This is a genomic window from Nonomuraea sp. B1E8 (assembly GCF_039871515.1).
Classification (GTDB): Bacteria; Actinomycetota; Actinomycetes; order Streptosporangiales; family Streptosporangiaceae; genus Nonomuraea.
Genome location: NZ_JBDPLS010000001.1, coordinates 1382001 through 1405278 on the forward strand (window position 1 = coordinate 1382001; position 23278 = coordinate 1405278).

The 23278-nt window shown below is 69.8% G+C and carries 25 protein-coding genes; 13 read left to right on the forward strand and 12 right to left on the reverse strand.

What is annotated here, in order from left to right:
* The first annotated feature begins 35 nt into the window (after positions 1-35).
* On the forward strand, positions 36-2606 hold the full coding sequence (gene clpB, locus ABGA98_RS06680; RefSeq protein WP_347617257.1) for an ATP-dependent chaperone ClpB: 2571 nt from the start codon (positions 36-38) through the stop codon (positions 2604-2606).
* 260 nt (positions 2607-2866) lie between these two features.
* Positions 2867-3529, forward strand: coding sequence for a hypothetical protein (locus tag ABGA98_RS06685; protein WP_347617258.1), 663 nt, complete (start codon positions 2867-2869; stop codon positions 3527-3529).
* 189 nt (positions 3530-3718) lie between these two features.
* Here the strand turns inward: ABGA98_RS06685 and ABGA98_RS06690 are convergent, their stop codons facing one another.
* A complete protein-coding gene (locus ABGA98_RS06690; RefSeq protein ID WP_347617259.1) occupies positions 3719-4249 on the reverse strand; it encodes a tetratricopeptide repeat protein in 531 nt (176 codons plus the stop codon).
* A gap of 157 nt (positions 4250-4406) precedes the next feature.
* Between ABGA98_RS06690 and ABGA98_RS06695 the strand changes: the two genes are divergently transcribed.
* Positions 4407-4742, forward strand: a complete 336-nt coding sequence (locus tag ABGA98_RS06695; protein WP_347617260.1) for a hypothetical protein — start codon at positions 4407-4409, stop codon at positions 4740-4742.
* Between the two features lie 4 nt (positions 4743-4746).
* Here ABGA98_RS06695 and ABGA98_RS06700 read toward each other — a convergent pair whose 3' ends face one another.
* The 3 genes from ABGA98_RS06700 to ABGA98_RS06710 are packed head-to-tail and all read right to left on the reverse strand — an operon-like array spanning position 4747 to position 8304.
* Positions 4747-5406, reverse strand: a complete 660-nt coding sequence (locus tag ABGA98_RS06700) for a TetR/AcrR family transcriptional regulator (protein ID WP_347617261.1) — start codon at positions 5404-5406, stop codon at positions 4747-4749.
* A gap of 29 nt (positions 5407-5435) precedes the next feature.
* Positions 5436-7160 (reverse strand): SDR family oxidoreductase, encoded by a 1725-nt coding sequence (locus ABGA98_RS06705; RefSeq protein ID WP_347617262.1) that lies wholly within the window; start codon positions 7158-7160, stop codon positions 5436-5438.
* 49 nt (positions 7161-7209) lie between these two features.
* Positions 7210-8304: a CapA family protein gene (locus tag ABGA98_RS06710; protein WP_347617263.1), complete on the reverse strand. Its 1095-nt coding sequence runs from the start codon at positions 8302-8304 to the stop codon at positions 7210-7212.
* Positions 8305-8683: 379 nt separating this feature from the next.
* Between ABGA98_RS06710 and ABGA98_RS06715 the strand changes: the two genes are divergently transcribed.
* The gene (locus tag ABGA98_RS06715) at positions 8684-9277 is read left to right on the forward strand and encodes a DUF6082 family protein (RefSeq protein WP_347617264.1); all 594 of its coding nucleotides are present in this window, start codon (positions 8684-8686) and stop codon (positions 9275-9277) included.
* A gap of 138 nt (positions 9278-9415) precedes the next feature.
* On the opposite strand, the gene ABGA98_RS06720 is transcribed toward ABGA98_RS06715, so the two are convergent.
* Together ABGA98_RS06720 and ABGA98_RS06725 are read right to left on the reverse strand one after the other, a co-directional pair.
* The gene (locus ABGA98_RS06720) at positions 9416-9640 is read right to left on the reverse strand and encodes a DUF397 domain-containing protein (RefSeq protein ID WP_347617265.1); all 225 of its coding nucleotides are present in this window, start codon (positions 9638-9640) and stop codon (positions 9416-9418) included.
* A 50-nt stretch (positions 9641-9690) separates the two neighbouring features.
* The gene (locus ABGA98_RS06725; protein ID WP_347617266.1) at positions 9691-10554 is read right to left on the reverse strand and encodes a helix-turn-helix transcriptional regulator; all 864 of its coding nucleotides are present in this window, start codon (positions 10552-10554) and stop codon (positions 9691-9693) included.
* A 656-nt stretch (positions 10555-11210) separates the two neighbouring features.
* Between ABGA98_RS06725 and ABGA98_RS06730 the strand changes: the two genes are divergently transcribed.
* The 5 genes from ABGA98_RS06730 to ABGA98_RS06750 all read left to right on the forward strand — a co-directional run bounded on the left by ABGA98_RS06730 (position 11211) and on the right by ABGA98_RS06750 (position 14647).
* A complete protein-coding gene (locus ABGA98_RS06730; protein WP_347617267.1) occupies positions 11211-11426 on the forward strand; it encodes a hypothetical protein in 216 nt (71 codons plus the stop codon).
* 1 nt (position 11427) lies between these two features.
* The gene (locus tag ABGA98_RS06735) at positions 11428-12078 is read left to right on the forward strand and encodes a hypothetical protein (protein WP_347617268.1); all 651 of its coding nucleotides are present in this window, start codon (positions 11428-11430) and stop codon (positions 12076-12078) included.
* Between the two features lie 153 nt (positions 12079-12231).
* Positions 12232-12843 (forward strand): HD domain-containing protein, encoded by a 612-nt coding sequence (locus ABGA98_RS06740; RefSeq protein ID WP_347617269.1) that lies wholly within the window; start codon positions 12232-12234, stop codon positions 12841-12843.
* Between the two features lie 120 nt (positions 12844-12963).
* On the forward strand, positions 12964-13785 hold the full coding sequence (locus ABGA98_RS06745; protein WP_347617270.1) for a Rieske 2Fe-2S domain-containing protein: 822 nt from the start codon (positions 12964-12966) through the stop codon (positions 13783-13785).
* A gap of 28 nt (positions 13786-13813) precedes the next feature.
* Positions 13814-14647, forward strand: a complete 834-nt coding sequence (locus tag ABGA98_RS06750) for an NAD(P)H-binding protein (protein ID WP_347617271.1) — start codon at positions 13814-13816, stop codon at positions 14645-14647.
* On the opposite strand, the gene ABGA98_RS06755 is transcribed toward ABGA98_RS06750, so the two are convergent.
* The 4 genes from ABGA98_RS06755 to ABGA98_RS06770 all read right to left on the reverse strand — a co-directional run bounded on the left by ABGA98_RS06755 (position 14640) and on the right by ABGA98_RS06770 (position 17554).
* Positions 14640-14861, reverse strand: coding sequence for a hypothetical protein (locus tag ABGA98_RS06755; protein ID WP_132514846.1), 222 nt, complete (start codon positions 14859-14861; stop codon positions 14640-14642). The two genes, ABGA98_RS06750 and ABGA98_RS06755, sit on opposite strands and share 8 nt — an antisense overlap.
* A 30-nt stretch (positions 14862-14891) precedes the next feature.
* Positions 14892-15647: a sulfite exporter TauE/SafE family protein gene (locus ABGA98_RS06760; RefSeq protein WP_347617272.1), complete on the reverse strand. Its 756-nt coding sequence runs from the start codon at positions 15645-15647 to the stop codon at positions 14892-14894.
* Between the two features lie 87 nt (positions 15648-15734).
* Positions 15735-16658 carry an SPFH domain-containing protein gene (locus ABGA98_RS06765; protein ID WP_347617273.1) on the reverse strand — a complete coding sequence of 308 codons (924 nt, stop codon included), beginning with the start codon at positions 16656-16658 and terminating at the stop codon, positions 15735-15737.
* Between the two features lie 107 nt (positions 16659-16765).
* The gene (locus ABGA98_RS06770; protein WP_347617274.1) at positions 16766-17554 is read right to left on the reverse strand and encodes an ABC transporter ATP-binding protein; all 789 of its coding nucleotides are present in this window, start codon (positions 17552-17554) and stop codon (positions 16766-16768) included.
* Between the two features lie 69 nt (positions 17555-17623).
* Between ABGA98_RS06770 and ABGA98_RS06775 the strand changes: the two genes are divergently transcribed.
* Complete coding sequence (locus ABGA98_RS06775; RefSeq protein WP_347617275.1) at positions 17624-18343, forward strand: hypothetical protein; 720 nt, start codon at positions 17624-17626, stop codon at positions 18341-18343.
* 5 nt (positions 18344-18348) lie between these two features.
* On the opposite strand, the gene ABGA98_RS06780 is transcribed toward ABGA98_RS06775, so the two are convergent.
* Together ABGA98_RS06780 and ABGA98_RS06785 are read right to left on the reverse strand one after the other, a co-directional pair.
* Positions 18349-18972 (reverse strand): response regulator transcription factor, encoded by a 624-nt coding sequence (locus ABGA98_RS06780; protein WP_347617276.1) that lies wholly within the window; start codon positions 18970-18972, stop codon positions 18349-18351.
* Positions 18969-20084, reverse strand: coding sequence for a GAF domain-containing sensor histidine kinase (locus tag ABGA98_RS06785; protein WP_347617277.1), 1116 nt, complete (start codon positions 20082-20084; stop codon positions 18969-18971). Before ABGA98_RS06785 ends, ABGA98_RS06780 begins: the two co-directional genes overlap by 4 nt.
* A gap of 94 nt (positions 20085-20178) precedes the next feature.
* On the opposite strand from ABGA98_RS06785, the gene ABGA98_RS06790 reads away from it, so the two are divergent.
* The 3 genes from ABGA98_RS06790 to serB all read left to right on the forward strand — a co-directional run bounded on the left by ABGA98_RS06790 (position 20179) and on the right by serB (position 23277).
* On the forward strand, positions 20179-20835 hold the full coding sequence (locus tag ABGA98_RS06790; RefSeq protein WP_347617278.1) for an SDR family oxidoreductase: 657 nt from the start codon (positions 20179-20181) through the stop codon (positions 20833-20835).
* Positions 20832-21854, forward strand: coding sequence for an S-adenosylmethionine:tRNA ribosyltransferase-isomerase (locus ABGA98_RS06795; protein ID WP_347617279.1), 1023 nt, complete (start codon positions 20832-20834; stop codon positions 21852-21854). Before ABGA98_RS06790 ends, ABGA98_RS06795 begins: the two co-directional genes overlap by 4 nt.
* Positions 21855-22056: 202 nt before the next feature.
* Entirely contained in the window at positions 22057-23277 is a 1221-nt protein-coding gene (gene serB, locus ABGA98_RS06800) for a phosphoserine phosphatase SerB (protein ID WP_347617280.1), read from the forward strand.
* Position 23278: the final 1 nt, after the last annotated feature.

The window sequence follows — 23278 nt, forward strand, 5'->3', positions numbered from 1 at the left end:
GATCCGCTACGAGCTGCCACCGGGGGCCTAGAACGATGGACTACAAGCTCACCCAGAAGAGCCAGGAGGCGCTCTCGGGTGCCATGCGGCGTGCCGCCGCCGAGGGCAACCCCGAGATCGCCCCCGTTCACCTGCTGACCACGCTGCTCTCCCAGACCGGCGGCACCGCCGTGCCGCTGCTCGAAGCCGTCGGCGCCGACTGGCGCACGCTGCGGGCGCGGGCGGAGGAGCAGCTGGCGACGCTGCCGAAGGCGCAGGGCGCGACCGTGGGGGCGCCGTCGAGCTCGCGCCACCTCCTGACCGTGATGAACACCGCCGCCCAGCACGCCAACCGGCTCGAAGACCTCTACGTCTCGACCGAGCACCTGCTGGTGGGCCTGGCCGCCGACGGCGGACCCGTGGCCGACCTGCTGAAGGCGCAGGGCGCGATGCCGCAGGCGCTGCTCGACGCCTTCGAGAAAGTACGCGGCCACGCCCGCGTCACCAGCGAGACCCCTGAGGACACCTACCAGGCGCTGGAGAAGTACGGCGTCGACCTGACCGAGCACGCGAGGGGCGGCAAGCTCGACCCGGTCATCGGCCGCGACTCCGAGATCCGCCGCGTCGTCCAGGTGCTCAGCCGCCGCACCAAGAACAACCCGGTGCTCATCGGCGAGCCGGGCGTCGGCAAGACCGCCGTCGTCGAAGGGCTGGCCCAGCGCATCGTGGCCGGCGACGTGCCCGAATCACTACGCAACAAGCGGCTGATCTCGCTCGACCTGGGCGCGATGGTGGCGGGAGCGAAATACCGCGGCGAGTTCGAGGAACGGCTCAAGGCCGTGCTCTCCGAAATCAAGGAGAGCGACGGGCAGATCGTGACGTTCATCGACGAGCTGCACACCGTCGTCGGCGCGGGGGCCGCCGAGGGCGCGATGGACGCCGGCAACATGCTCAAGCCCATGCTGGCCCGCGGCGAGCTGCGCATGATCGGCGCGACCACGCTCGACGAATACCGCGAGCGCATCGAGAAGGACCCCGCGCTGGAGCGCCGCTTCCAGCAGGTCTACGTGGGTGAGCCCACGGTCCCGGACACGATCGCGATCCTGCGCGGGCTCAAGGGCCGCTACGAAGCCCACCACCAGGTCCAGATCGCCGACAGCGCGCTGGTGGCCGCCGCCGCGCTGTCCGACCGCTACATCACCAACCGCTTCCTCCCCGACAAGGCCATCGACCTGGTCGACGAGGCCGCCTCGCGGCTGCGCATGGAGATCGACTCCCGCCCCGTGGAGATCGACCAGCTCCAGCGCAACGTCGACCGGATGAAGATGGAGGAACTGGCGCTGTCGAAGGAGACCGACGAGGCCTCCGTCCAGCGGCTCGAACGCCTGCGCCAGGAGCTGGCCGACCGCCAGGAGGAGCTCAACGCCCTCGTCGGCCGCTGGGAGCACGAGAAGGCCGGGCTCAACAAGGTCGGTGAGCTGAAGAAGCAGCTCGACGAGGCCAGGAGCGCCGCCGAGCGGGCCCAGCGCGACGGCGACTTCGAGGCCGCGTCCCGGCTCATGTACGCCGAGGTGCCGCGGCTGGAGCAGGCGCTGAAGTCCGCGTCCGAGGCCGCGCAGCCCGACAACACGATGGTCAAGGAGGAGGTCGGGGCCGACGACATCGCCGAGGTGATCTCGTCGTGGACCGGCATCCCCGCGGGGCGGCTCCTGGAGGCGGAGACGGCCAAGCTGCTGCGCATGGAGGAGGAGCTGGGCAGGCGGCTCATCGGCCAGCAGCAGGCCGTACAGGCCGTTTCCGACGCCGTACGCCGCAGCCGGGCCGGCATCGCCGACCCCGACAGGCCGACGGGCTCGTTCGTGTTCCTCGGGCCGACCGGTGTGGGCAAGACCGAGCTGGCCAAGGCGCTGGCGGAGTTCCTGTTCGACGACGAGCGGGCGATGACCCGCATCGACATGAGCGAATACTCCGAGAAGCACAGCGTGGCCAGGCTCGTCGGCGCGCCTCCCGGCTACGTCGGCTACGAGGAGGGCGGCCAGCTCACCGAGGCCGTCAGGCGGCGCCCGTACACCGTGGTGCTGCTCGACGAGGTGGAGAAGGCCCACCCCGAGGTGTTCGACATCCTGCTGCAGGTGCTCGACGACGGGCGGCTGACCGACGGCCAGGGCCGCACGGTCGACTTCCGCAACACGATCCTGATCCTCACCTCCAACATCGGCTCGCAGTTCCTCGTCGATCCCAAGCTGGAGAACGGCGCCAAACGCGAGGCCGTCATGGGGGCGGTGCGCAACTCGTTCAAGCCGGAGTTCCTCAACCGGCTCGACGACGTGATCCTCTTCGACGCGCTCGGCTCCGAGGAACTGGCGCGCATCGTCGACCTGCAGGTCGACCGCCTGGCGCAGCGCCTGGCCGACCGCAGGCTGACGCTGGAGGTCACGCCGGCGGCCCGCGAGTGGCTGGCGCTGACGGGCTACGACCCGATGTACGGCGCCCGCCCGCTGCGCCGCCTGGTCCAGTCGGCCATCGGCGACAAGCTGGCCAAGGCGGTGTTGTCGGGCGAGATCGCCGACGGCGACAAGGTCATGGTGGAGCTCGGCGACGACGAGCTGCTCATCCAGCGCGGCTGAGGCCCGGCCCGGAGCCCGGAGACCCGAGCGGTTTCCGAGCTCCGCGAGCTCCGCGAGCTCCGCGGGCTCCGCGGGCTCCGGCGTGTCATGCCGCGGTCATGCGGCACGGAGCTGGGTAAGGTTCGCCCCACACTTCGGACAAGCCGCGCTCCCCCGGCCGGCCGGCTGGCTACGTTCAGCGTTCGTCAGATCAGCGAAACCGATCAGGGGGACGTGCAGTGTCATCCCAGAAAGTCCGAAGCATCCTCGCGGTGGCGGCGGTGACCGCTGGTGTCACGTGGTGGGCCGCGACCCCCTCGACGGCTGACTCCTGCTCGAACACCAAGCCGGTCGTGTTGTCGCCGGACTCGGCCCTGTCCTTCTGCCACGAGCAGTCGAGGGTGAACATCAACGACGGCGGCTCGGGCGGCAGCCGGATGGTCGCCGAGGAGTCGGGCAAGCTGGCCATGGCGACCGGGCGGCTGGCCAGGCAGCTGGGCCTGACGGGCCTGGCCACCGGAAAGTCGGCGCTGGGCGGCGCCGACATCGGCGGGGTCGCGGCGACCTGGGGCATGCCGATGCTGACCTCCGCCTCGCCTGTGGTGTTCCCCACGGTGCCGGGCCGGGCCGGCATGACGGACATGTCGACCCTGACCAGCGTGCCGGCGCTGCCCTCCCTGCCGTCCCTGCCCGAGACGCCGCTGCTGGCCAAGCTGCCGGTGGAGATGTCGCTCGGCCAGGCCTCCCACGACAACCGCATCGCGGGCTCCCGCATCCGGTCGCCGAAGGACCTGGACAAGCCCGTCCGCGAGGTCGGCGAGGACGTCATCGGCGTGCTGCTGCCGAAGGCGGTGGAGAGCGTCGAGGGCACCTCGATGCTGACCGGCGGCCGGTCCGCGGTGCCGGGCGTCACGGGGCTCACCGACGGCCTCGGCCTGCGGTGAGCACACCGTCCGCCGGCCATCTCGTCCGGGCGCGGAACGTGCCTGCCGCGCCCGGATCTCCATAACCGAAGGGGCCGCGGCCGTCCGGCCGCGGCCCCTTCGCCCTTTATGCGAGCATGGCGCAGTGGACTCCGGCCACCGGCGGCCCCTCCCGAGGGCGGGCCGCGACGTCGCGCGAGGGCGATCGGGTCAGGAGACCATCTCGTCGAGCTCGTCCTCGGGGAGCCCGAGATCGACCCTGATGCGGTAGCGGGTGCGCAGCAGCGCCACCTGCTCGGGGTCGTTCTCGTCGCAGTCGAGGACCGCCTGGGTGGCCCATTCGAGCCCACCCCGGAGATCTCCGTAGGCGACGAGCGTCTCGGCGATCGTGTGGGCGGTCGCCGTGGAGACGTCGCCCTCAGCGCGTATCGTCTCGATGACCTCCCTCGCCTCATCGGGCCTGTCGAGCTCGAAGAGCGTGTCGGCGATGCCGGCACGCGGGTCGAAACCCGCCTCGCCACCGTCTTCGACCGCGCGCTGGAAACACTCCATCGCGCGCGCGGGCTGGCCCGCCGCTCGCCACTCCTCGGCGGCGAGGACCAAGATGGAAGCCCGGGAGACGTCGCCCGAGGAATAGTCGAGCGCGACGTCGTAGAGCCGACTGGCCAGGGAATCGTGGTCGTCGGCCAATAGAGCCTGCTCAAGCAGACGATCAAGGTGCTCACGGGTCACATGCGCCACACCGCGAGACTACCGAGCCGCCCGGCCGTTTGCCTGGTCAATCCACACACTCACAAATCGGTAACGACTCGCCCAACTCTGCGCCTCCTGAGCGTGTTCGTGCAGGTCACGGGCATATAGCAGATGCTCCGCTGTCAAGCGAGCGAAGGGGGCCGTGATGGGCGTGTCCAAGCAGATGACCTTCACGCTGGCCTGCGCTGTCGTACTGTCGGCCCTCATCCCCGGCCTCGCGGGTTATCTGTCGGCCCGTCTCGAGGCCATCGAGTCGGCGGAGCGCAGCCTGCGCGCCCTGGAGACCCGGCTGCACATCCGGGAGGCCAGGGACGCGCGTCCCGTCTCCTATCCGGGGCCGTGCCTGCGCACGCCTGCCGCGCCGGGCTACGAGGAGGTGCCGGCGGCCGCGCTCGGCCAGCGGCGGCACTGGCAGCCGGACGACGTGACCGCCTGGCTGCCCGGCCTGGTGACGGAGCCGCCGTACGCGGGCGGCCACTGAGCGCTCAGTCGTGCGGCGACCATGAACGCAGCTGGCGGGAGAGAAAGCCGCGGATCAGGTGTTTGGCCGCCTCGATGATCTCCGGCTCCCCGTCGGGATCGCGGCGGAAGGCGAGTTTCAGCACCGCGTCGCCCGCCTCGACCGCCACCAGCACCGCGAGGTCGAGCTCGGGGCTGTCGGCCAGGCCGAACTCCTTCAGGAACAACCCGCGCAGCCGCCCGGCGATCACGGTGTTGTTGTCGGAGTCGGAGTCGAGCAGGTTGAGGTCGACGACGTCACCGAAGTGCAGGCTCTTGAAGCCGGCGACCGTGCGGTGCATGTCGACGTATTCGTCGATGATCGCGTCGACCGCCTCCCACCACCCCCGGTGGTCCTCCTCCAGGAACTTGCGGTCGACCCGGCGGACGAACTCCTCGACGTTGCGCCGGGTGAGTTCCTGCGTGATCGCCCGCTTGTCGGGAAAGAACTGGTAGACCGACCCGATCGCCACGCCCGCCCGCTCGGCTATGCGGGTGGTGGACAGGGCTTCGTACCCGGTCTCGTCGAGCAGTTCGGCGCAGGCGTCGAGCATGCGCTCGACGCGCCGGGCGCTGCGGCGCTGTGCGGGTTGCCGCCTGAGTGCTTTGGGCTGGCTGCAGTCTTCATCAATGTGCGGCGAGGACACGGAATCATCTTCTCCCGTACGTGCGATCGTTACCCGCGATTTCTGGATACCGCCGTGGTTCCGGTCAACCGTGCCAGCCCGCGCATCGCCCGTGGCGAAATCCGCGATAGGGCGTATCCGATTTTTCCTTCCAGGTTGACCGGAACGACCGCCTGATTTCTGTGCACCGCACGCAGAACGTGCGCAGCCACGCGCTCGGGTGGATATCCGCGTCGCGCCAGGCCGCGTACGGCGTCGTCGTGCAGGTCCGCACCGGTGTACGTGGCGTTGCGCGCGATGGCCGTGGAGACGAAGCCCGGGCAGATGGCGCTGACCCCGATGTCGTGCCCGGCCAGCTCGGCTCGCAGGCAGTCGCTGAGCATCTTCACCGCGGCCTTAGAGGCGGAGTACGCGGGCAGCAGCCGTGAGGGCGCGAAGGCGGCCAGGGAGGCGACGTTGACGATGTGGCCGCCCTGGCCGCGCTCGACCATGGCGGCGGCGAACAGGCGGCATCCGTGCACGACGCCCCACAGATTGATGTCGACGGTCCTGCGCCAGTCGTCCACGGTGTGGTCGAGAAACGATCCGACGACCGCGATCCCGGCATTGTTCACCACAATGTCCGGCACTCCATATTGGGCGATGATATTTCGCGAGAAATTCTCCATCTCCTCCATATCCGAGACATCGACCCGCGCCGCGTGTGCCGTACCCCCGAGATCCTTCCCGATCATCTCGGCGACCCGCCGGGCGGCGGCGAGATCGATGTCCGCGCAGACCACCTCGGCGCCGTGCGCCGCGAACGCCCGCGACGTCGCCAGCCCGATCCCCGACCCGGCCCCCGTCACCACCACCAGCCGCCCGCCGAACGCCCTCCGCCCGCTCCCCACCCGCGCCCGCCGCAACGCCGTGCCGGCCCGGGCGCCCTCGACATGGCCGGCGAACTCGGCGATCATCCCGGCGACGGCGCCGGGACGGCTGCGGTGGGCCCAGTGCCCGGCCGCGAGCCTGCGGCGCCACAGCCCGTTCACCCACCGGTCGAACGAGGCCGGCAGCGCGGGCGTCACGAACCGGTCCCGCGTGGCCTCGATGACCTGTACGGGCACGTCGGAGACGCGCGGGTCGAGGCCGGGGTCGCCGAATGTGGCGGCCATGTTGCGCCGGTAGAGCCAGAGCCCGTTGCGCCCGTCCTCGGCCAGGGTGGGCGCCGGATGCCCCGGCCGTGGCGTGACGCCCTCGCCGAGCAGGGTGCGGGTGACGATCCGCGGCATGACGGAGCCCCAGGCCAGTTCGGGCAGCGCGGGCAGCAGAAAGGCGCCGATGTACCACGACCTCATCCGCTGCGCCGCGACGTCACGCCGCCGCCCGTACCGCATGAAATGCCGCATCTGCCGCAGCCCTGGCCCGCCCAGGCTGGTGAACGAGGCCACCCGATCACGGATCCCCTCCCGCGCGACGGCCTCCCAGCCCTGCAGCGATCCCCAGTCGTGCCCCACGAGGTGGACCCTGGGCTTGCCCACGGCGTCGAGCACGGCGGCGAGATCGGCGATCAGGTGGTCGAAGTCGTAGGCGCGCCGGTCGCGCGGGGCCGAGGAGTCGCCCGCCCCGCGCACGTCGTAGCGCACCACGTGGAAGCGGTCGCGCAGGAGCGCGGCCACCTCGTCCCAGACGCGGTGGGTGTCGGGATAGCCGTGGAGGAGAACGATCGTCGGCCGGTCGGGGTCGCCCTCCTCGAACAGCGCCAGGCGTACGTCACCGGACTCGACCCACCGCATCGCGACCTCCTATTGGACGCACTGTCCAGCAGAATACCAACGGGAGGGATCATTCGCCGGGCCGGGCCGACAGGCCCGTGCAGGAGCGCAACTCCTTCCAGTCCGCGACCGCCCGCGTCCTGGACGACCCCTTCATCGGCACCGGGACGCCGCCCTGGATCGTGGCCGGCGTCCAGGTGTCCTTCAGCACCTTCCGCCCGTTGATCGTCAACGTCAGCACCCCGGTCCTGCCCGTGGTCGCCGGGTTGGAGTTGTAGAAGACGAAGTTGCCCATGCCGTAGTTGACGTACGCGTTCTTGAGATATCCCGACCCGAGCAGGATGTGGGCGTGCCCGCCGACCACCACGTCGGCGCCCGCCTTGACCAGCTTGGGGGCGAGCGAGCGCTGCGCCGGGTTGGGACACTGCTCCATCTCGGTCCCCCAGTGCAGGTGGACGATCACCGTGTCGGAGTTCTTGCGCGCCTTGCGTACGGCCCGGAGCAGACTCGCCTCGTCCTTGGCCGAGGCCAGCCCGCCCTTGCCGGACGTGGCCGTCCACGACTGGATGAACTCCGCGTCCATGACCTGGGTGGCCCCGATGATCGCCACCCGGTTGCCGTTCACGGTCTTCCGGTACGGCCGGTACGCCTGCGCCGCGTCCTTCCCGATCCCCACCACGGGGAACTTGCTGCGCTTGATCGCCGCCAACGTGTCGGCCAGCCCGTCGTCCATGTAGTCCATGCCGTGGTTGTTGGCCATGGACGCCACGTCGACCCCGGAGGCCTTCAACGCGCTCAACGCGCTGGGCGGGGCCCTGAACGTGAACTCCTTGCCCGGCGCCGGCGTACCTCCGGTGGTGATGGCCGTCTCCAGGTTCACCATGGATAAATCCGCCTTGCGCAACACGCTCGCGATCGGCCCCAGAGCCGTGCGCGGGCTGGAGAGCCGGGGGCGCAACATCCCCTCGAAGTGCACGTCCCCGCCGAAGGCGATCGTGTACGGCCGCCGCTGCGGCGTCGGCTTCGCCGAGGGCGTGGCCGAGGGCGTGGAGGGTGCCCGCTGCTGCTCCACCTGCCCGCGTTGCGGCTCCCTTTCCGGCGGCGACGAGCATGCCGCCAGGGACACGACGACAGCGAGCACCGGGAGGGCATGGGGGAGTCTCATCTACCGCCACTTCCACTCGAATCCTGTCTTCCAGGGATCGAGCATGCCATGCAGGGCGGTTACCGTGCAGTCCACACGTTTGACAACAAATCGGACACTTCGTGGCGCGTCTCGTCATCCTTCGACGTGCCAGCGATCATCCAGGGCTTGGGAAAGGCCGTGAGACTGGTCGTGCTCGGCACAGGAGCCGGCACGCGCTGCTTCTAAGGCGCGAGTCGTTCGTATGACACCTTGTGCCTATGGCCCCCGTCACCCTCGGCGCCCGTCGCGCTCGTCGGCGTTCCTTCTCACGACGATCGCGCTTGGAGCACTTGCGGCGACATTGCTCTCGCCGCTGCTGCTGAGTCTCCTCCTGCCCGCCAGCTCACATTGGCCGCAGTTGAGTGACATCGGCGAGACCTACGGCGCCGCATCCGCCGTGCTCTCCGCTTTGGCGCTCATCGCCATCGGCGCTTCTCTTTTCCTGCAAGCCAGGGAAATGAAATTCTCACGCGAAGAAGCGGAGCGGGCCCACCATTTCCAGCTCCTGCAGCTGCAGATAGAAAATCCCGTACTGAGCGGCGCAATGCACCGAGCGGATAGCGGGCTGGACCCGAGACTGCACCTCTACCTCAATCTTGTGCTCTCCTATTGGGAGATGCTTTTCAGGGTGGGCCAGATGCATGAGCCGGTGCTGCAAGAGTATGCGCGCCACGACTTCCTCGGCACGGAAGTTGGCAGGCGTTTCTGGGAGGGCACGCGAGGCCGTCGACTCGCCCTGGCCAAGGACCGCCGCAGCAAGCAATTCGTCACAGTGATCGACCGCGCCTGGCGTCAGACGGTGGAGACGCAGGGCACTCAGCCACCACGTCAGAGCGTCCAGAAAGCCCAGAGGAGCCTGCTTGCCGCGCTCAGTGCCGCTGCGGTGACCGCGCTGGTCGGAGTCGGGATCACATGGTTGAGCCGAACCAAAAGGATGCGCGCCGATGATTGATCATCACAGCCGCAGATGTGCCATGATGTGCAGGTCTTCTCTGCTCCATACTGCGGAAGTGCGGGAAGTCCGGAGGCGTGCCATGCCTCCACCCGAACGGCCCTGCAAGTTGTGCCACCAACTTGCCAGGGCCGTTCGTCATGCGCTCGCCCCTCGTGCGGTCAGGTCGAACTCACCCTGGCGAACACCTGCCGTGAAGGCTTCCCACTCGCCTGGCGTGAAGACCAGCACGGGCCCGTCCTGCGTCTTGCTGTCCCTCAGCGCCACATTGCCATCGGCCAAGGGCGCAACCTCGACACAGGCTCCTGCACCGTTGCAGAAGGTGCTCTTCCGCCACGCTTCCTTCTTAGTATGGATGTACATATTCTCTCCAAATACACAAAAGGGCCCCATCGCCCTCTTATGGCTTTTTACTACCGTCGCCAGAACATGATTTTACGCTGAATCAGGACACGGGATTCATCCTCACTCAGAGCCTCCGATTGGATGTGATCGAACGCTATTTCGTAGCCAGCTACTCGTTCGAGATCCTCGACAAAGTCAGCCGTGTACAGCTGCTCAAGGTACACAACATCATCAAACGCCGAAAAGTTCAAATGAATGAAGGCACCTGTATTAACCGGATGAAGTGCATCCAACGGGAGGATCCGGACACTGACGTGCGGCAACATCGAGATCTCCAGGAGATGCTCCATCTGCTCCCGCATCACGGCGGGCTCGCCGAAACGGCGCATCAACACCGACTCATCGAGCACCGCGACAACAGAGCAGGGATCGGCCCTGTGGAGCACTCGCTGCTGCCTGTCGAGACGAGCCTCGACCCGGCTCCTGACACCACTGTGCGTGATGCGCGCGATACCTCGGGTTGCCAGGATTACTTCCCTGGCATAGTCCTCAGTTTGCAACAGGCCCGGCACAACCTGGGGTTCCCAGTCGCGCTGGAATGTCGCCTCCGCCTCAAGCCCGAGGAATCTCGTGTATTCCTCAGGAAGAGTGTCTTCGTAATCTTCCCACCACCCGCGCTGCTCCGCATCCCGCAACAGGCCGAAGAGCTCGTCAAGTTTCGCCCCGTCGACGCGGTAGAGCTCGGCCAGGGCCTTGATGTCGTCGGCGACGGGCATGGTCTTGGCCGCCTCGATGCGGCTGACCTTGCTCGCCGACCAGCCGAGCTCGCGGGCGGCCCTGGCGCCGGTGAGTTTCCTTCGCTCCCGGAGGAGGCGCAACTCCTGCCCTAGCCGGAGCCTGCGTACTGTGGGACTGCCCTGCTGCGATGGCACCGTCCACTCTCCTTGTCGGGAATGAAGGTGTAGCCGGAAGGGGTCGTTTGGGGCCCGGCTTTGTGGGCCGTACGGGCCAATCGTACATGCAACTTGCATGGATAGTCGCGTACGGCCTTGCCATGAAGGCTTTCACGGGGAGAGCGTAGGGGCAAGACAAGCTCGGTAGGGGGCGGCGAAGCCGGAGTTCGTGCCAGGTCGACCGACCTCTGACTCTTCTCGTGCAAGTTGCATCGCAAGCCGTGAAGCAAGTCGCGAAGAAACTTAAATCTTCCCTTGCCTAAAGTCTTGCAGCATCGCTGACCTAGGGGGACGATCGATCTCAGGAGGGACCTTGGATGGTGAGGAGGCCGATATGACCACACGGCCGTACGCATCAGGCCCTCAGCCCACGATCGCGCGCCCTCACGCGGGCCGCCTCGCCGGCAACGTCGCCGTCCCGGAACTGAGAATCCGCCCCAGGGAGGCCACTTGCCGGAAGGACCGATTCATCGCCTGACCGCGCAGCGAGAGTCCGCTCATTCGAGCACGCAAAAAGCCGGTCCGAGGCCGATATCCGACTCGCCGCATATGGGCTGCCACCCTGCGACGAGACCGGCCATCAGCCGTCGGACCGGCAAAGAAGCCACCTCAAAATGCCGCGAAAGGGGTCTTCTATGTACTCACAAGGTACCAAGGGACTCAGCCGAATCAAGTCCCGGATCCGGGAACTCATCGCGTGGGCCGACCGGGAAATCTGCATGGAGCCCGACGAGTTCGCGCACCGCATGGGCTGGACCGTCGAACGGGTGGGACTCGGCGCCCGCCGCTACCGCGACCCGCGCTTCGACCAGCTCCGCCTCCCGCACCGCGTGACGGAGGAGGTGTCTTGACGTGCCGAGGAACCCGCGCAACCAGATCTACCCCGGCCACGAGGACCTGCCCGCCGCAGGACGGAGCGGCCGGCTCGTCAGGCTCTGGCGGATCCGTACGGAGCTGCTGCTCGCGGCGGCGCTGACGCTGTTCACGCTGTCGTTGCTCGGCGCCACCCAGGAGGGCCGGTGGATGCCCTTCATCCTGCTGAGCAGCGCCATCTCGGTGCCGGCCGTCACCAGGACCGGCCGCAACTGGGTCACCTCCCACGTCTGGTGCGTGATCTCCCGGCACCGCCTGCAGCGGGTCTGCCTGGAGACCACGATGCACACCAGGGCGGGGCGGATCCCGCTGGTGCTGTGGATCACGCCCACGTCCAGGGGCGAGAAGGCGCTGATCCTGACGAGGGCCGGGATCTGCGCCGAGGAGTTCGAGGCGTACAGCGAGGAGATCGCCGCAGCCTGCTGGGCCAGGAGCGCGAACGTCTACCGGCACCGCACGCGGTCGCAGTTCCTGATCGTGGAGATCGTCCGGCGCGACGAGGTGCCGGGCGCGGCCTCCCCCGGCCTGGACAGGTTGTACGGCCGGCGAGCGTGGATCCCGCTGCGGCCCGACTTCGAGGAGCCGCCTGATCTCCGCGCGGACGTGACGCTGGCACGGGCCGGCCACTAGACCTGGGGGACCGCGCCTACCCCAGGGCACAAGTCCCGGAGACCGCGGGGGCTCCGGGACTTCCCCATGCGCTCGACGTTCCGAGTGGTCACGCACTGTTCAACGGAGATCCGGCCAGGATTTCACCATCCCGGGTGATCACCGCACATTAGGGTGTCGCGCGTGACTATCGCACCAGAAGAGGACCGCCTGAACACCCAGATCGCCTTCGCCATCGAGATCGACAAGTTGAAGCGGATCATCCGCCGCAACCATCTCATCGACGGTTCGCGACGGGAGAACACCGCAGAGCACTCCTGGTACGTGGGCACGTTGGCGATGGTCCTCGGCGAGCACGCCCCACCGGGGACCGACCTCCAACGGGTGGTGGCCATGCTCCTGGTGCACGACCTGGTGGAGATCGACGCCGGTGACACCTTCGTCTACGATCCGGTGGCCGTCTCGGCCCAGGCCGAGGCCGAGCGGGCCGCCGCCGACCGCATCTTCGGCCTGCTGCCCGCCGACCAGGCAGGGTGGATGCGGGAGTTGTGGGACGAGTTCGAGGCCAGGAAGACGCCGGAGGCGAAGTTCGCCAAGGCGCTCGATCGTTTCGCCCCGATCCTGGCCAACCACCACACCGAGGGCGGCACCTGGCCGCTGTTCAAGGTGACGGCCGCCCAGGTCAGGGAGAAGGTGCGGATCATCGAGGAGGGCTCGCCCTCACTCGGTTCGTACGCGTCGGAGCTGGTTGAGCTTTCCGTGGCGAGAGGCCACCTGTCCGAGTGATGCCCTCATGGCCGGGGTAGGGGACTTGTCGTGAAAGAGGAAGTGCGAGCGAAGCGTCGGCAGCTAAGGGGTTTCGCCGGGCCGGTCACCCTCGCCGATCGGCTCGAGAAGTCGAGAGCCATGGACAAAGCCGTCATGGCGCTGGCGAAGGCCGTACGCCGGCGCATCCCCCAAGGACGGCTCCGCGACCTGCTGCACGGCGTGCCCACCGGCAAGCCACTGCACCCGCCGCTCGCCACGGTGAGCCTCGGCTGCTGGATGTCGGCCGCCGTGCTGGACCTGGCGCGCGCCGATCCCCGGGCCTCGCGCCTGCTGCTGGCCACCGGCATCGCCAACGCCCTGCCGACGGCCGCGGCCGGACTGACCGACTGGTCGTCCCTCCACCGCGAGCAGCAGCGGGTGGGTCTCGTGCACATGGCGTCGAACGTGGCCGCCCTCGGCCTGTTCTCCGCCTCGCTGCTGGCACGGATGCGCGGGCACGAGCGTCCCGGCCGGTGGTTGTCGTTCGCCGGGCTCGGCGTGGGCAGCCTCGGCGCCTATCTCGGCGGCCACCTGGCCTACCGGCAGGCGGCAGGGGCCAACCACGCCCCGCAGGTCACCCATCTGGTGCCGCTGGGCTGGCACGACCTGTGCGCGCTGAAAGACCTGCCCGACGGCCGTCCCGTGGCGCGCAGGCTCGGATACATCCAGCTCTTCGTGTTGCGCCAGGGCGAGGCCGTGACCGTGCTCGGCGACCGCTGCCCCCATCTGGCCGGGCCGCTGCACCAGGGCAGGCTCGTCATGGAGGACGGCGAGGCGTGCGTGGTCTGCCCGTGGCACAGCAGCACGTTCCGGCTGGCCGACGGCTCGGTGAAACACGGCCCCGCGACCGCCCCCGCGCCCATGTTCGAGACGCGCGTGAGGCGCGACGGCACGCTCCAGGTGCGCCCGGGGTTGACCTGAACTTAACTTGAGGTCCTACGGTCGCCACATGGGAAAGATTCTGGTGACCGGCGCGACCGGCAACGTTGGCAGGCATGTGGTGACCCGGCTCGCGAAGGCCGGGCTGGAGGTCCGGGCGCTCGCCAGGGATCCCGAACGGGCGCACCTGCCCGTCGAGACCGTACGCGGCGACCTGACCGCCCCCGAGACCCTGGAGCCGGCGCTCGACGGCGTGGAAAGTGTGTTCCTGCTCTGGCCCGGATACTCGGCCGAGAGCGCCGCGGGCACGATCACGGCGATCGCCAAGCACGCGCGGCGCGTGGTCTACCTGTCGGCGGACGTCGAGGAGTTGGCGGACGACGAGGAGCCGTCGTACTTCCACCAGGGGGTGGAGCGGCTGATCCGGCACTCGGGAATCGCCTGGACGTTCCTGCGGCCCGGCGGATTCGCGGCCAACACGCTCATGTGGGCCGACCAGATCAGGCAGGGCGTCGTACGCTGGCCGTTCGGACAGGCCGCCAGGTCGCTGATCCACGAGAAGGACATCGCGGCCGTGGCCGTGCACGTGCTCACCTCGGCCGGGCACAGCGGCGCGAAATACGCGCTCACCGGCCCCGAGCAGCTCACCCAGGCCGAGCAGGTGCGCATCATCGGCGAGGTGCTCGGCCGCGAGGTGCGCTGGGAGGAACTCCCTGTGGACAAGGCCCGTGAGCAGCTCCTGGCGGCCTGGGGCGACCCGTCCTTCGTGGACCTGGCGTTGCAGGGGTGGGAAGCGTTCGTGGCCCGCCCCGAGCGGGTCACCGACACCGTGGAACGGCTGCTCGGGCGCCCTCCGCTGACGTTCCGCCGGTGGGCGGAGGACCGCGCGGCGGACTTCAGCTGACCTCGTCGGCGGGGTGCTCGACGAGGGCGAGGATGCGGCTGGACATGAACCGGGCCGTACGCACCGGGGTGCCGGTCCTGGTGACCTCGCTGACCTCGACGAGCCCCCGCCGCGTGTTCACCTCGACCCGCCGGCCGGCGCGGGTGGCCGTGATCTCGTAGGTACGCGGTGACCCTCCCGCGTCAATGACGATCTCCACCCAATCACCCTTCATGTACAGATTCATACCCAGATAGCCAGAAATTTATCCGTACACCAGTACGATAATGGCCGCGATTCCCACGCAGACGATGACCCCGCGCAGCACGGGCGCCGGGATGCGCCGGCCCAGCCTGGCCCCCAGGAAGCCGCCGGCCATCGCGCCCAGCGCCACCCCGGCCACGGCCTGCCAGTCGACGTCCGCGACCACCGTGAACAGCACCGCGGCCACGGCGTTGACCAGCAGCGCGAGCACGTTCTTGGCGGCGTTCACCCGCTGGAGGCCGTCGTCGAGGAAGATGCCGATCAGCCCGATCAGCAACACCCCCTGGGCCGCCCCGAAATAGCCGCCGTAGATGCCCGAGGCCAGCACGCCCAGCCACAACGCCAGGCCGCCGTGCGGATGCGCCCGCCCCCGCCGCTCGGCCAGCCAGGCGTTGAGCCTGGGCTGCACCAGGACCAGCAGGCAGGCCAGCGCGATCAGCGCGACGACGACCACCTCGAACACGTCGGGGTCGAGGAACAGCAGCAGGATGCCGCCGATCAGCGCGCCGAGCGCCGAGGCCGCACCCAGGCGCACCAGGCGGTCGCGCTGGCCCTGCAGCTCCACGCGGTAGCCGTAGGCGGCCGTGAAGGAGCCCGGCACCAGCCCGATCGTGTTGGACACGTTGGCGGTGACGGGATCGACGCCCACCGCCACCAGCGTGGGGAACGTGATCAGCGACCCCGACCCGACGACCGCGTTGATGGCGCCCGCCATCACCCCGGCCACGCAGACCGCAGCCAGCTCCCACCCCGTCACAGACCCTCCCTGACCCGAGAAACCCGCTCGCCGGACCGCCGTCCGGCCATGCCTACGGCCGGGGCGATGGCCCTCGCAGCGGGTCGCTCACTGGGTGTCCGAGTTTTTGGGGGGTGTGAAAAGACCGCCGAGATTCTCCAGCGCCTTGCCCATCTCCGACGGCACGATCCAGATCTTATTGGCCTCGCCCTTGGCGATCTCCGGCAGGGTCTGCAGGTATTGGTAGGCGAGCAGCTGCTGGTCGGGCTTTCCCTCGTGGATGGCCTTGAAGACCATGCCGATCGCGTCGGCCTGGCCCTTGGCGCGCATGGCCTGGGCCTCGGCGTCCGCCTGGGCGCGCAGCACGGCCGCCTCCGCCTCGCCGCGTGCCCGCAACACCGAGGCCTGCTTGTCGCCCTCGGCCGCGAGGATGGAGGCCTGGCGCTGCCCCTCGGCGGCCAGCACCGCGGCGCGCTTGTCGCGGTCGGCGCGCATCTGCTTCTCCATCGAGTCCTGGATGGAGGCCGGGGGGTCGATGGCCTTGAGCTCGACCCGGTTGACCCGGATGCCCCACTTGCCGGTGGCCTCGTCGAGAACGCCGCGCAGCGCGGTGTTGATGTCCTCGCGCGAGGTCAGCGTGCGCTCGAGGTCCATGCCGCCGACGACGTTGCGCAGCGTCGTGACCGTGAGCTGCTCGACGCCGGTCAGGAAGTTGGCGATCTCGTAGGTGGCCGCCTTGGGGTTGGTGACCTGGAAGTAGATGACGGTGTCGATCGAGACGACCAGGTTGTCGGAGGTGATCACGGGCTGCGGCGGGAACGACACCACCTGCTCGCGCAGGTCGATCAGGTCCTTGATGCGGTCGATGAACGGCACCACCAGGTTGAGCCCCGGCGTCAGCGTGCGGTGGTAGCGGCCGAGGCGCTCGATGATGGCCGCCGTGGCCTGCGGGATGATGCGGATCGTGCGAGCCACCGCGAAACCCACCGCCGCGACCACGACAAGGGCGACGATGAGCTGCTCGATGGACATGGCGACGCTCCGAAGTCGAGGGGACCGACTCCGTAGATCTTATTTGGTTTCCGCTATCCGCAGCGGCCACTCAGTGGCGAGCGACTTCTATCGGCATCAATGGCGAGCTAATGCGGACGCGCGTACCAGCGGCCCTCACCGCTCCGCTCCAGCGAGAGCGGCACGCCGAACGTGTGGGAGAGATTGTCGGACGTCATCACGTGCTCCAGCGGCCCCTGAGCCACCACGGAGCCGTGCCGGAGCAGCAGCCCGTGCGTGAACCCCGTCGGCACCTCCTCCACGTGGTGCGTCACCAGCACCAGCGTCGGCGAGCGGTAGTCGCCCGCCAGCAGCGACAGACGGCGCACCAGGTCTTCGCGCCCGCCCAGGTCGAGCCCGGCGGCCGGCTCGTCGAGCAACAACATCTCCGGGTCCGGCATGAGCGCGCGGGCGATCTGCACCCGCTTGCGCTCGCCCTCGGACAGCGTGCCGAACCGCCGCCTGATCAGATGGGCCGCGCCCATCATGTCGATCAACTCGACGGCCCTGGTGACGTCGTTGGAGTCGTACTCCTCCGTCCAGCGGCCCATGATCGCGTACGACGCGGTCAGCACGAGGTCGATGACCTTCTCCTCGGGCGGGATGCGCTCGGCCAGCGCGGCGCTCGCCAGCCCGATCCGCGGCCGCAGATCGAAGACGTCCGCCTGCCCCAACCGCTCGCCCAGCACCTCGACCAGGCCCTCACTCGGATAGAGCAACGTGGCAGCGACCTGCAGCAACGTGGTCTTACCTGCGCCATTGGGGCCGATGACCACCCAACGCTCGTCCTCGTTGACCGTCCAGTCGATGCCGCGCAGCAGGGCCGCTCCGTCGCGCCTGACGGCGACGTCCTGGAGCCGCAGCACCTGACCACCCATCCCCGATCCCTCCTTCAGGAGTCACCCACGGGACAAACCTATTGCAGGGCGAGCGCTTATCGTGGATCGGTGCGCCCTGAATCGCCTGTCTGTCCCTCCCTGGTCGCCTGGGGCAACGCCTGGCTCGCCGGTCACGTCGGCCTCGACGAGGCGGCTGACCACGTGGAAGCCGCCGGCGGTCCCGTCGTCGCGGGCGACGTTCCGTTGCGTAAATACCTCGCAGATCTCCGCGTGGGCGGCCTGCGCGAGCTGCGGCTCGCCCTGCCGGCGCCCGGCGACCCGCTGGGCCTGTCGGGCCCGGCGTCGTTCAACTCGGCCGCGGTCGACGTCGGCCAGGCCGCGATCGCCGTGGCCGACAGCCGGAACATCGGCCTGCTGCCCCTTCCGGACCACCGCGGATCGTCCTATGTCGGTGTGCGTCTGGAAGTGCACGACTCCGGCCCCGTACGCCATGACCTGCCCTCGCTCGCCGAGGCCGAGCGCGACCTGTCCGACGCGATGCGGTCGGCCACCGAGGCGCTGACCTCCGTCGACGGCCCGGTGGCCGACCGTCCCGACCGGCTGGGGCAGCGCGGCGGGGAGCTGGCGCCGGGTTATCCGGCTCGCGCGCACCGCGTGGCCACCCTCGCCACGCGGCTGGCCACCGTGCTGCGCCTGGCCGACGACCGCGGCCTCACCGTCGCGCAGGTCGCGGCGCGCGGAGCGGCGCTGCGCGAGCTCGACCGTGCGGTACGCCGCGCGCTCGTGGCGGCCCACCACGCGATCTTCGAGCCGATCAGGAACCAGTAGCCGGCTCAGCCGAGGCCGTGCCGCACGGCGTAGAGCGCGGCCTGGGTGCGGTCCTGCACGCCGAGCTTCATCAGCACGTTGGACACGTGGGTCTTGACCGTCTTCTCCGCCACGGCCAGGCTCCGCGCGATCTCCCTGTTGGACCGGCCGGCCGCGATGAGCGACAACACCTCCCGCTCCCGCTCGGTCAGCGGCACCGGCCCCGGCACGCCGGACGCGCCGTTGGGCGGGGCCAGCATCGCCTCCGCCGCCTCGGGCGCGAGCAGCACCTGGCCGCCGTGCACCGCGCGCACCGCCTGGACCAGCGCGGACGGATCGACGTCCTTGTAGAGGAACCCGGACGCTCCCGCGCGCATCGCGGGGCCCACGTCGGACCGGTCGCTCACCGACGTCAGCACGACGATCCTGGTCGCCGTGCCGGTCAGCCGCTCCAGCGCGCCGAGGCCGTCGAGCACGGGCATCTTCAGATCCAGCAGCAGCACGTCGGGGCGGAGCTCGCCGACCAGCTCGACCGCCTGGGCCCCGTCGCCCGCCTCGGCGACCACGGTGATGTCGTCCTGGAGGTCGAGGAACGTACGCAGCCCCTGACGCACCACCGGGTGATCGTCGGCGATCAGCACCCGGATCACGCGCCCACCTCCACGCGCACCACGGTCCCCCTGCCCGAGGCCGACTCGACGGTCATGACGCCTCCGACGGACTCGGCCCTGTCACGCATCGACGCCAGGCCAAGCCCACGCGAGTCGGCCTGCTCGAAACCTCTGCCGTCGTCTTCGACGGTCAACACCAGCTTGCCCTCCTCGTATGCCAGGCGCACCGAGACGCGGGACGCCTCGGAGTGCCTGAGCGCGTTGTGCAGCGCCTCCTGGGCCACCCTGAGCGCCGCCACCTCGACCGCCGGGTCCAGCGACGGCAACTCGCCGCACTCGAACACCACCAGGGACGGGTGGAGCCGGTCGAGCATGCGCACGTGCTTGCGCAGCGTCTCCGGCAGTCCGTGCCGGTCGAGCTCGGCCGGGCGCAGCTCGACGATCACGGCACGCAACTCGGTCAGGGCCTCGCCGGCCAGCCGCTGGACGCGTTCGAGCTCAGGGGCGACCTTGCCGGGGGCCTTGTCGAGCATGGCCTGCGCCGCCTGGGCGGTCAGCCTGAGCGAGAACAACTTCTGCGTGACCGCGTCGTGCAGCTCCTGGGCGACCCGGTTGCGCTCCTCCAGCATGGCCAGCTCGCGGCCGCGTTCGTAGAGGCGGGCGTTGGTCAGCGCGATCGCGGCGTGCGCGGCGAAGAGCGTGAGGAGGTCCTGGTCCTCCTGCGTGAAGCCGCCGGGGGTGCGCTTGTTGGCCAGGAAGATGATGCCGAGCACCTCGTCGCCGTCGCGGATCGGGACGCCGAGGAAGTCCTTCATGACCGGGTGCGCCTTGGGCCACCACTCGAACCGCGGGTCCTCGCGCAGGTCGGGCAGCCGCGCGGGGACGCCGTCGCGGAGCATCGCCCCCAGCATGCCGTGCTGCCTCGGCAGCGGCCCGATCGCGTCCCACTGCTTGTCGGTGATGCCCTCGGCGACGAACTCGGCGAACGATCCGTCGTCGTCGGGCACGCCGAGCGCGGCGTAGCGGGCGTCGAGCAGCCGCTGCGCCGAGCGGACGATGACCTGCAGCACCTCGCGGACCGACAGGTGGCGGGTTACCGCGAGCACCGCGGAGCTCACCGCCTGCAGGACTGCGTCTCGGTCGGTGGCCACGTCACCTACCTTAAGGTCCTAGGACCATGTTCCCAGGGCCGGTCCGGTCCTCAGCCCGATGTCCGCCGCACATCGCGTTCCTAACGTCGTGGGCATGACGAACACCGCACTCATCACCGGCGCGTCCCGCGGCCTCGGCCTCGCCCTGGCGAGGTCCCTGGCAGGAGCGGGATGGAACCTCGTGCTCACCGCCCGCGGCGCGGACGACCTGGAACGGGTCGCCGCCGAGCTGGGCGCCACCGCCATACCCGGCGACGTGCGGGACCCCGCGCACGTCCGGCGGCTCGCCGGGGCCGCTCCCGAGCTGGATCTGCTGGTCAACAACGCCAGCGACCTGGGCGTGACCCCGTTGCCGCCGCTCGCGGCCTACCCGCTGGAGGCGTTCAGGGCGCTGCTGGAGACGAACGTGACCGCTCCCCTCGCCCTCATCCAGGCCACACTGCCCGCGTTGCGGGCGGCCCAGGGCGCGGTCGTGAACGTCACCTCCGACGCGGCCACGGGCCCGTACGAGGGCTGGGGCGGCTACGGGGCCACCAAGGCGGCGCTGGAGCAGCTGTCCAACGTGCTGGCCGCCGAGGAGCCCGAGTTGCGCGTCTGGTGGGTGGACCCGGGCGAGATGAACACCCGCATGCTGGCCGACGCCGTGGGCGCCGAGGAGGCCGGCGCGGCGGCCGATCCCGCCAAGGTCGCCGCGGCGCTGCACGACCTGGTCGGCGCCCGCCCGGCCAGCGGCAAGGTGAGCCTCCAATGACCGCGTCGCTGACCGGCGCGCTGGACTTCTCGCTGCCGCCCGGCCTGTCCGCCCACGAGCCGCCGGAGGCGAGGGGGACGGCCAGGGACGCGGTACGCCTGATGGTCTCGCGCGGCGACCTGGACCCCCTCCACCACCGCTTCGCCGACCTGCCGAAGCTGCTCGACCCCGGCGACCTGATCGTGGTGAACAACTCGGCGACCCTGCCGGCGGCGGTCCGGCTGGACCGGCTGGCCGTGCACTTCTCGACCGCGCGGGAGGACGGCACGTGGCTGGTGGAGCTGCGCCGCCGTACCTCGAAGGCGTCCGAGCCCTACGGCGGCGGCGAGCCCGGCGAGTGGCTGCCGCTGCCGGGGCGGGCCACGTTGCGGCTGATCGAGCGGGAGACGCCGCGCCTGTGGCGGGCCACGCTCGACCGGGACGTGAAGCGGTACCTGCGCGGTCACGGGGTGCCGATCCGCTACTCGTACGTGGAGCGGGACTGGCCGATCGAGGACTACCAGACGGTGTTCGCGACCGTGCCGGGCAGCGCCGAGATGCCGAGCGCGGCCCGGCCGTTCACCGCCGACCTGGTGGCGGCGCTCGTGGCGCACGGGATCGGGATCGCGCCGATCACCCTGCACACGGGCGTGGCCTCGCCGGAGAAGGACGAGCCGCCCTACGCGGAGCGGTACGACGTGCCCGGACCGACGGCGCGGCTGGTGAACCTGGCCAGGGAGAACGGCAACCGGGTGGTGGCCGCGGGCACGACCGTCGTACGCGCTCTGGAGACGGCCGCCGGAGCGGACGGGCGCGTGGCCGCGTCGGCGGGCTGGACCCGGCACGTCGTCACGCCCGAGCTCGGCGTGCGGGCCGTCACGGGGCTGATCACCGGGTTGCACGAGCCGCGCTCCAGCCACCTGCTCATGCTGAGCGCGATCGCGGGCGAGAACGTGCTGGCCCGCGCGTACGAGGCGGCGCTGCGGGAGCGGTATCTGTGGCACGAGTTCGGCGACACCCACCTGATCCTGCGGAGCTAGCCTGTGGCCGACGGCCCTCGCTGCCGTCACCGGGCCCTTGCTGGCCTCGCTGCTCCTCGCCGACGCCGACATCCCCGGCCTTTGCCGACATTTTGCCGGGCAGCGGCGGGCCGGTGGACGGCGTACTCCGATGGTCACGCCCGCGTCCCAAAGCCCATCCTGCTTCGCGAGCATCCGAGCGGGCGCAGTACCGTGACTGGATGTGGACCAGCGCACCCTCCTGATCACGTTGAACGGCCCTGACCGCCCGGGCGTTACTTCACGGCTTTTTTCCGTTCTGTCCGGCTTTCCGGTGACCGTTGCGGACATCGAACAGGTCGTCATCCGAGGCCGGCTCACGCTCGGCGTGCTCGTCGCCTACGCCGGCGGCCCCTCCACCGGCACCGGCACGACACTCGGCGCCATGTGGACCGCCGTCGAGCGGGTGGCCGAAGACCTCGGCATGGAGGTGGAGCTGTCCACCGGCTCCCAGGCCAAGGAGCAGCGCCGCCGCGGCCGCCTGTCGGTCAGCGTGCTCGGCGCCACCCTGCAGCCGGCCGCCATCGCGGGCATCGCCGGCCGCATCGCCGCCGCCGGAGCCAACATCGACCGCATCGAACGCCTCGCCCAGTGGCCCGTCACGTGCATCGAGCTGTCGGTCTCCGGAGCCGACCCCACGTCGTTGCGGGTCGAGCTGGCCGCCGAGGCCGCCGCCCAGGAGGTCGACGTGGCCGTGCAGCGCACCGGCCTGTCGCGGCGGGCCAAGCGCCTGATCGTCATGGACGTCGACTCCACCCTCATCCAGGGCGAGGTCATCGAGCTGCTGGCCGCGCACGCGGGCTGCCTCGACGAGGTGGCCAGAGTCACCGAGGAGGCCATGCGCGGCGAGCTCGACTTCGCCGAGTCCCTGCGGCGGCGGGTGGCGCTGCTCGAAGGGCTGCCCGCCGAGGTGATCGACCACGTACGCAAAGAGGTCGTGCTCACGCCGGGCGCCCGCACGCTGGTCCGCACGCTCAAACGGCTCGACTACCGCTTCGCCATCGTCAGCGGCGGGTTCACGCAGATCACCGACGGCCTGGTGGAGGAGCTCGGCATCGACTACTCCGCGGCGAACGTGCTCGAAGTGATCGACGGCCGGCTGACCGGCCGCGTGGTCGGGGAGGTCGTCGACCGTCCTGGCAAGGCGCGGGCGCTGGAGAGGTTCGCCCACGAGGCCGGCCTGCCGATCTCGCAGACGGTGGCCATCGGCGACGGCGCCAACGACCTCGACATGATCGCGGCGGCCGGGCTGGGCATCGCCTTCAACGCCAAGCCCGTCGTACGCCAGGCGGCCGACACCGCGGTCAACACCCCCTACCTCGACTCCATCCTCTACCTGCTGGGCATCTCGCGCGACGAGGTGGAGGCGGCCGACGCCGAGGACGGCGTGCTCACGGCGGGCTGAA

Coding starts and splice junctions, on each gene's coding strand:
- ABGA98_RS06710 (WP_347617263.1), bottom strand. CDS start 8,304: ATGAGACTCCCCCATGCCCTCCCGGTGCTCGCTGTCGTCGTGTCCCTG.
- ABGA98_RS06705 (WP_347617262.1), bottom strand. CDS start 7,160: ATGCGGTGGGTCGAGTCCGGTGACGTACGCCTGGCGCTGTTCGAGGAG.
- ABGA98_RS06795 (WP_347617279.1), top strand. CDS start 20,832: ATGACCGCGTCGCTGACCGGCGCGCTGGACTTCTCGCTGCCGCCCGGC.
- ABGA98_RS06695 (WP_347617260.1), top strand. CDS start 4,407: ATGGGCGTGTCCAAGCAGATGACCTTCACGCTGGCCTGCGCTGTCGTA.
- ABGA98_RS06730 (WP_347617267.1), top strand. CDS start 11,211: ATGTACTCACAAGGTACCAAGGGACTCAGCCGAATCAAGTCCCGGATC.
- ABGA98_RS06770 (WP_347617274.1), bottom strand. CDS start 17,554: ATGGGTGGTCAGGTGCTGCGGCTCCAGGACGTCGCCGTCAGGCGCGAC.
- ABGA98_RS06755 (WP_132514846.1), bottom strand. CDS start 14,861: ATGAAGGGTGATTGGGTGGAGATCGTCATTGACGCGGGAGGGTCACCG.
- clpB (WP_347617257.1), top strand. CDS start 36: ATGGACTACAAGCTCACCCAGAAGAGCCAGGAGGCGCTCTCGGGTGCC.
- ABGA98_RS06720 (WP_347617265.1), bottom strand. CDS start 9,640: ATGTACATCCATACTAAGAAGGAAGCGTGGCGGAAGAGCACCTTCTGC.
- ABGA98_RS06765 (WP_347617273.1), bottom strand. CDS start 16,658: ATGTCCATCGAGCAGCTCATCGTCGCCCTTGTCGTGGTCGCGGCGGTG.
- ABGA98_RS06750 (WP_347617271.1), top strand. CDS start 13,814: ATGGGAAAGATTCTGGTGACCGGCGCGACCGGCAACGTTGGCAGGCAT.
- ABGA98_RS06745 (WP_347617270.1), top strand. CDS start 12,964: ATGGACAAAGCCGTCATGGCGCTGGCGAAGGCCGTACGCCGGCGCATC.
- ABGA98_RS06790 (WP_347617278.1), top strand. CDS start 20,179: ATGACGAACACCGCACTCATCACCGGCGCGTCCCGCGGCCTCGGCCTC.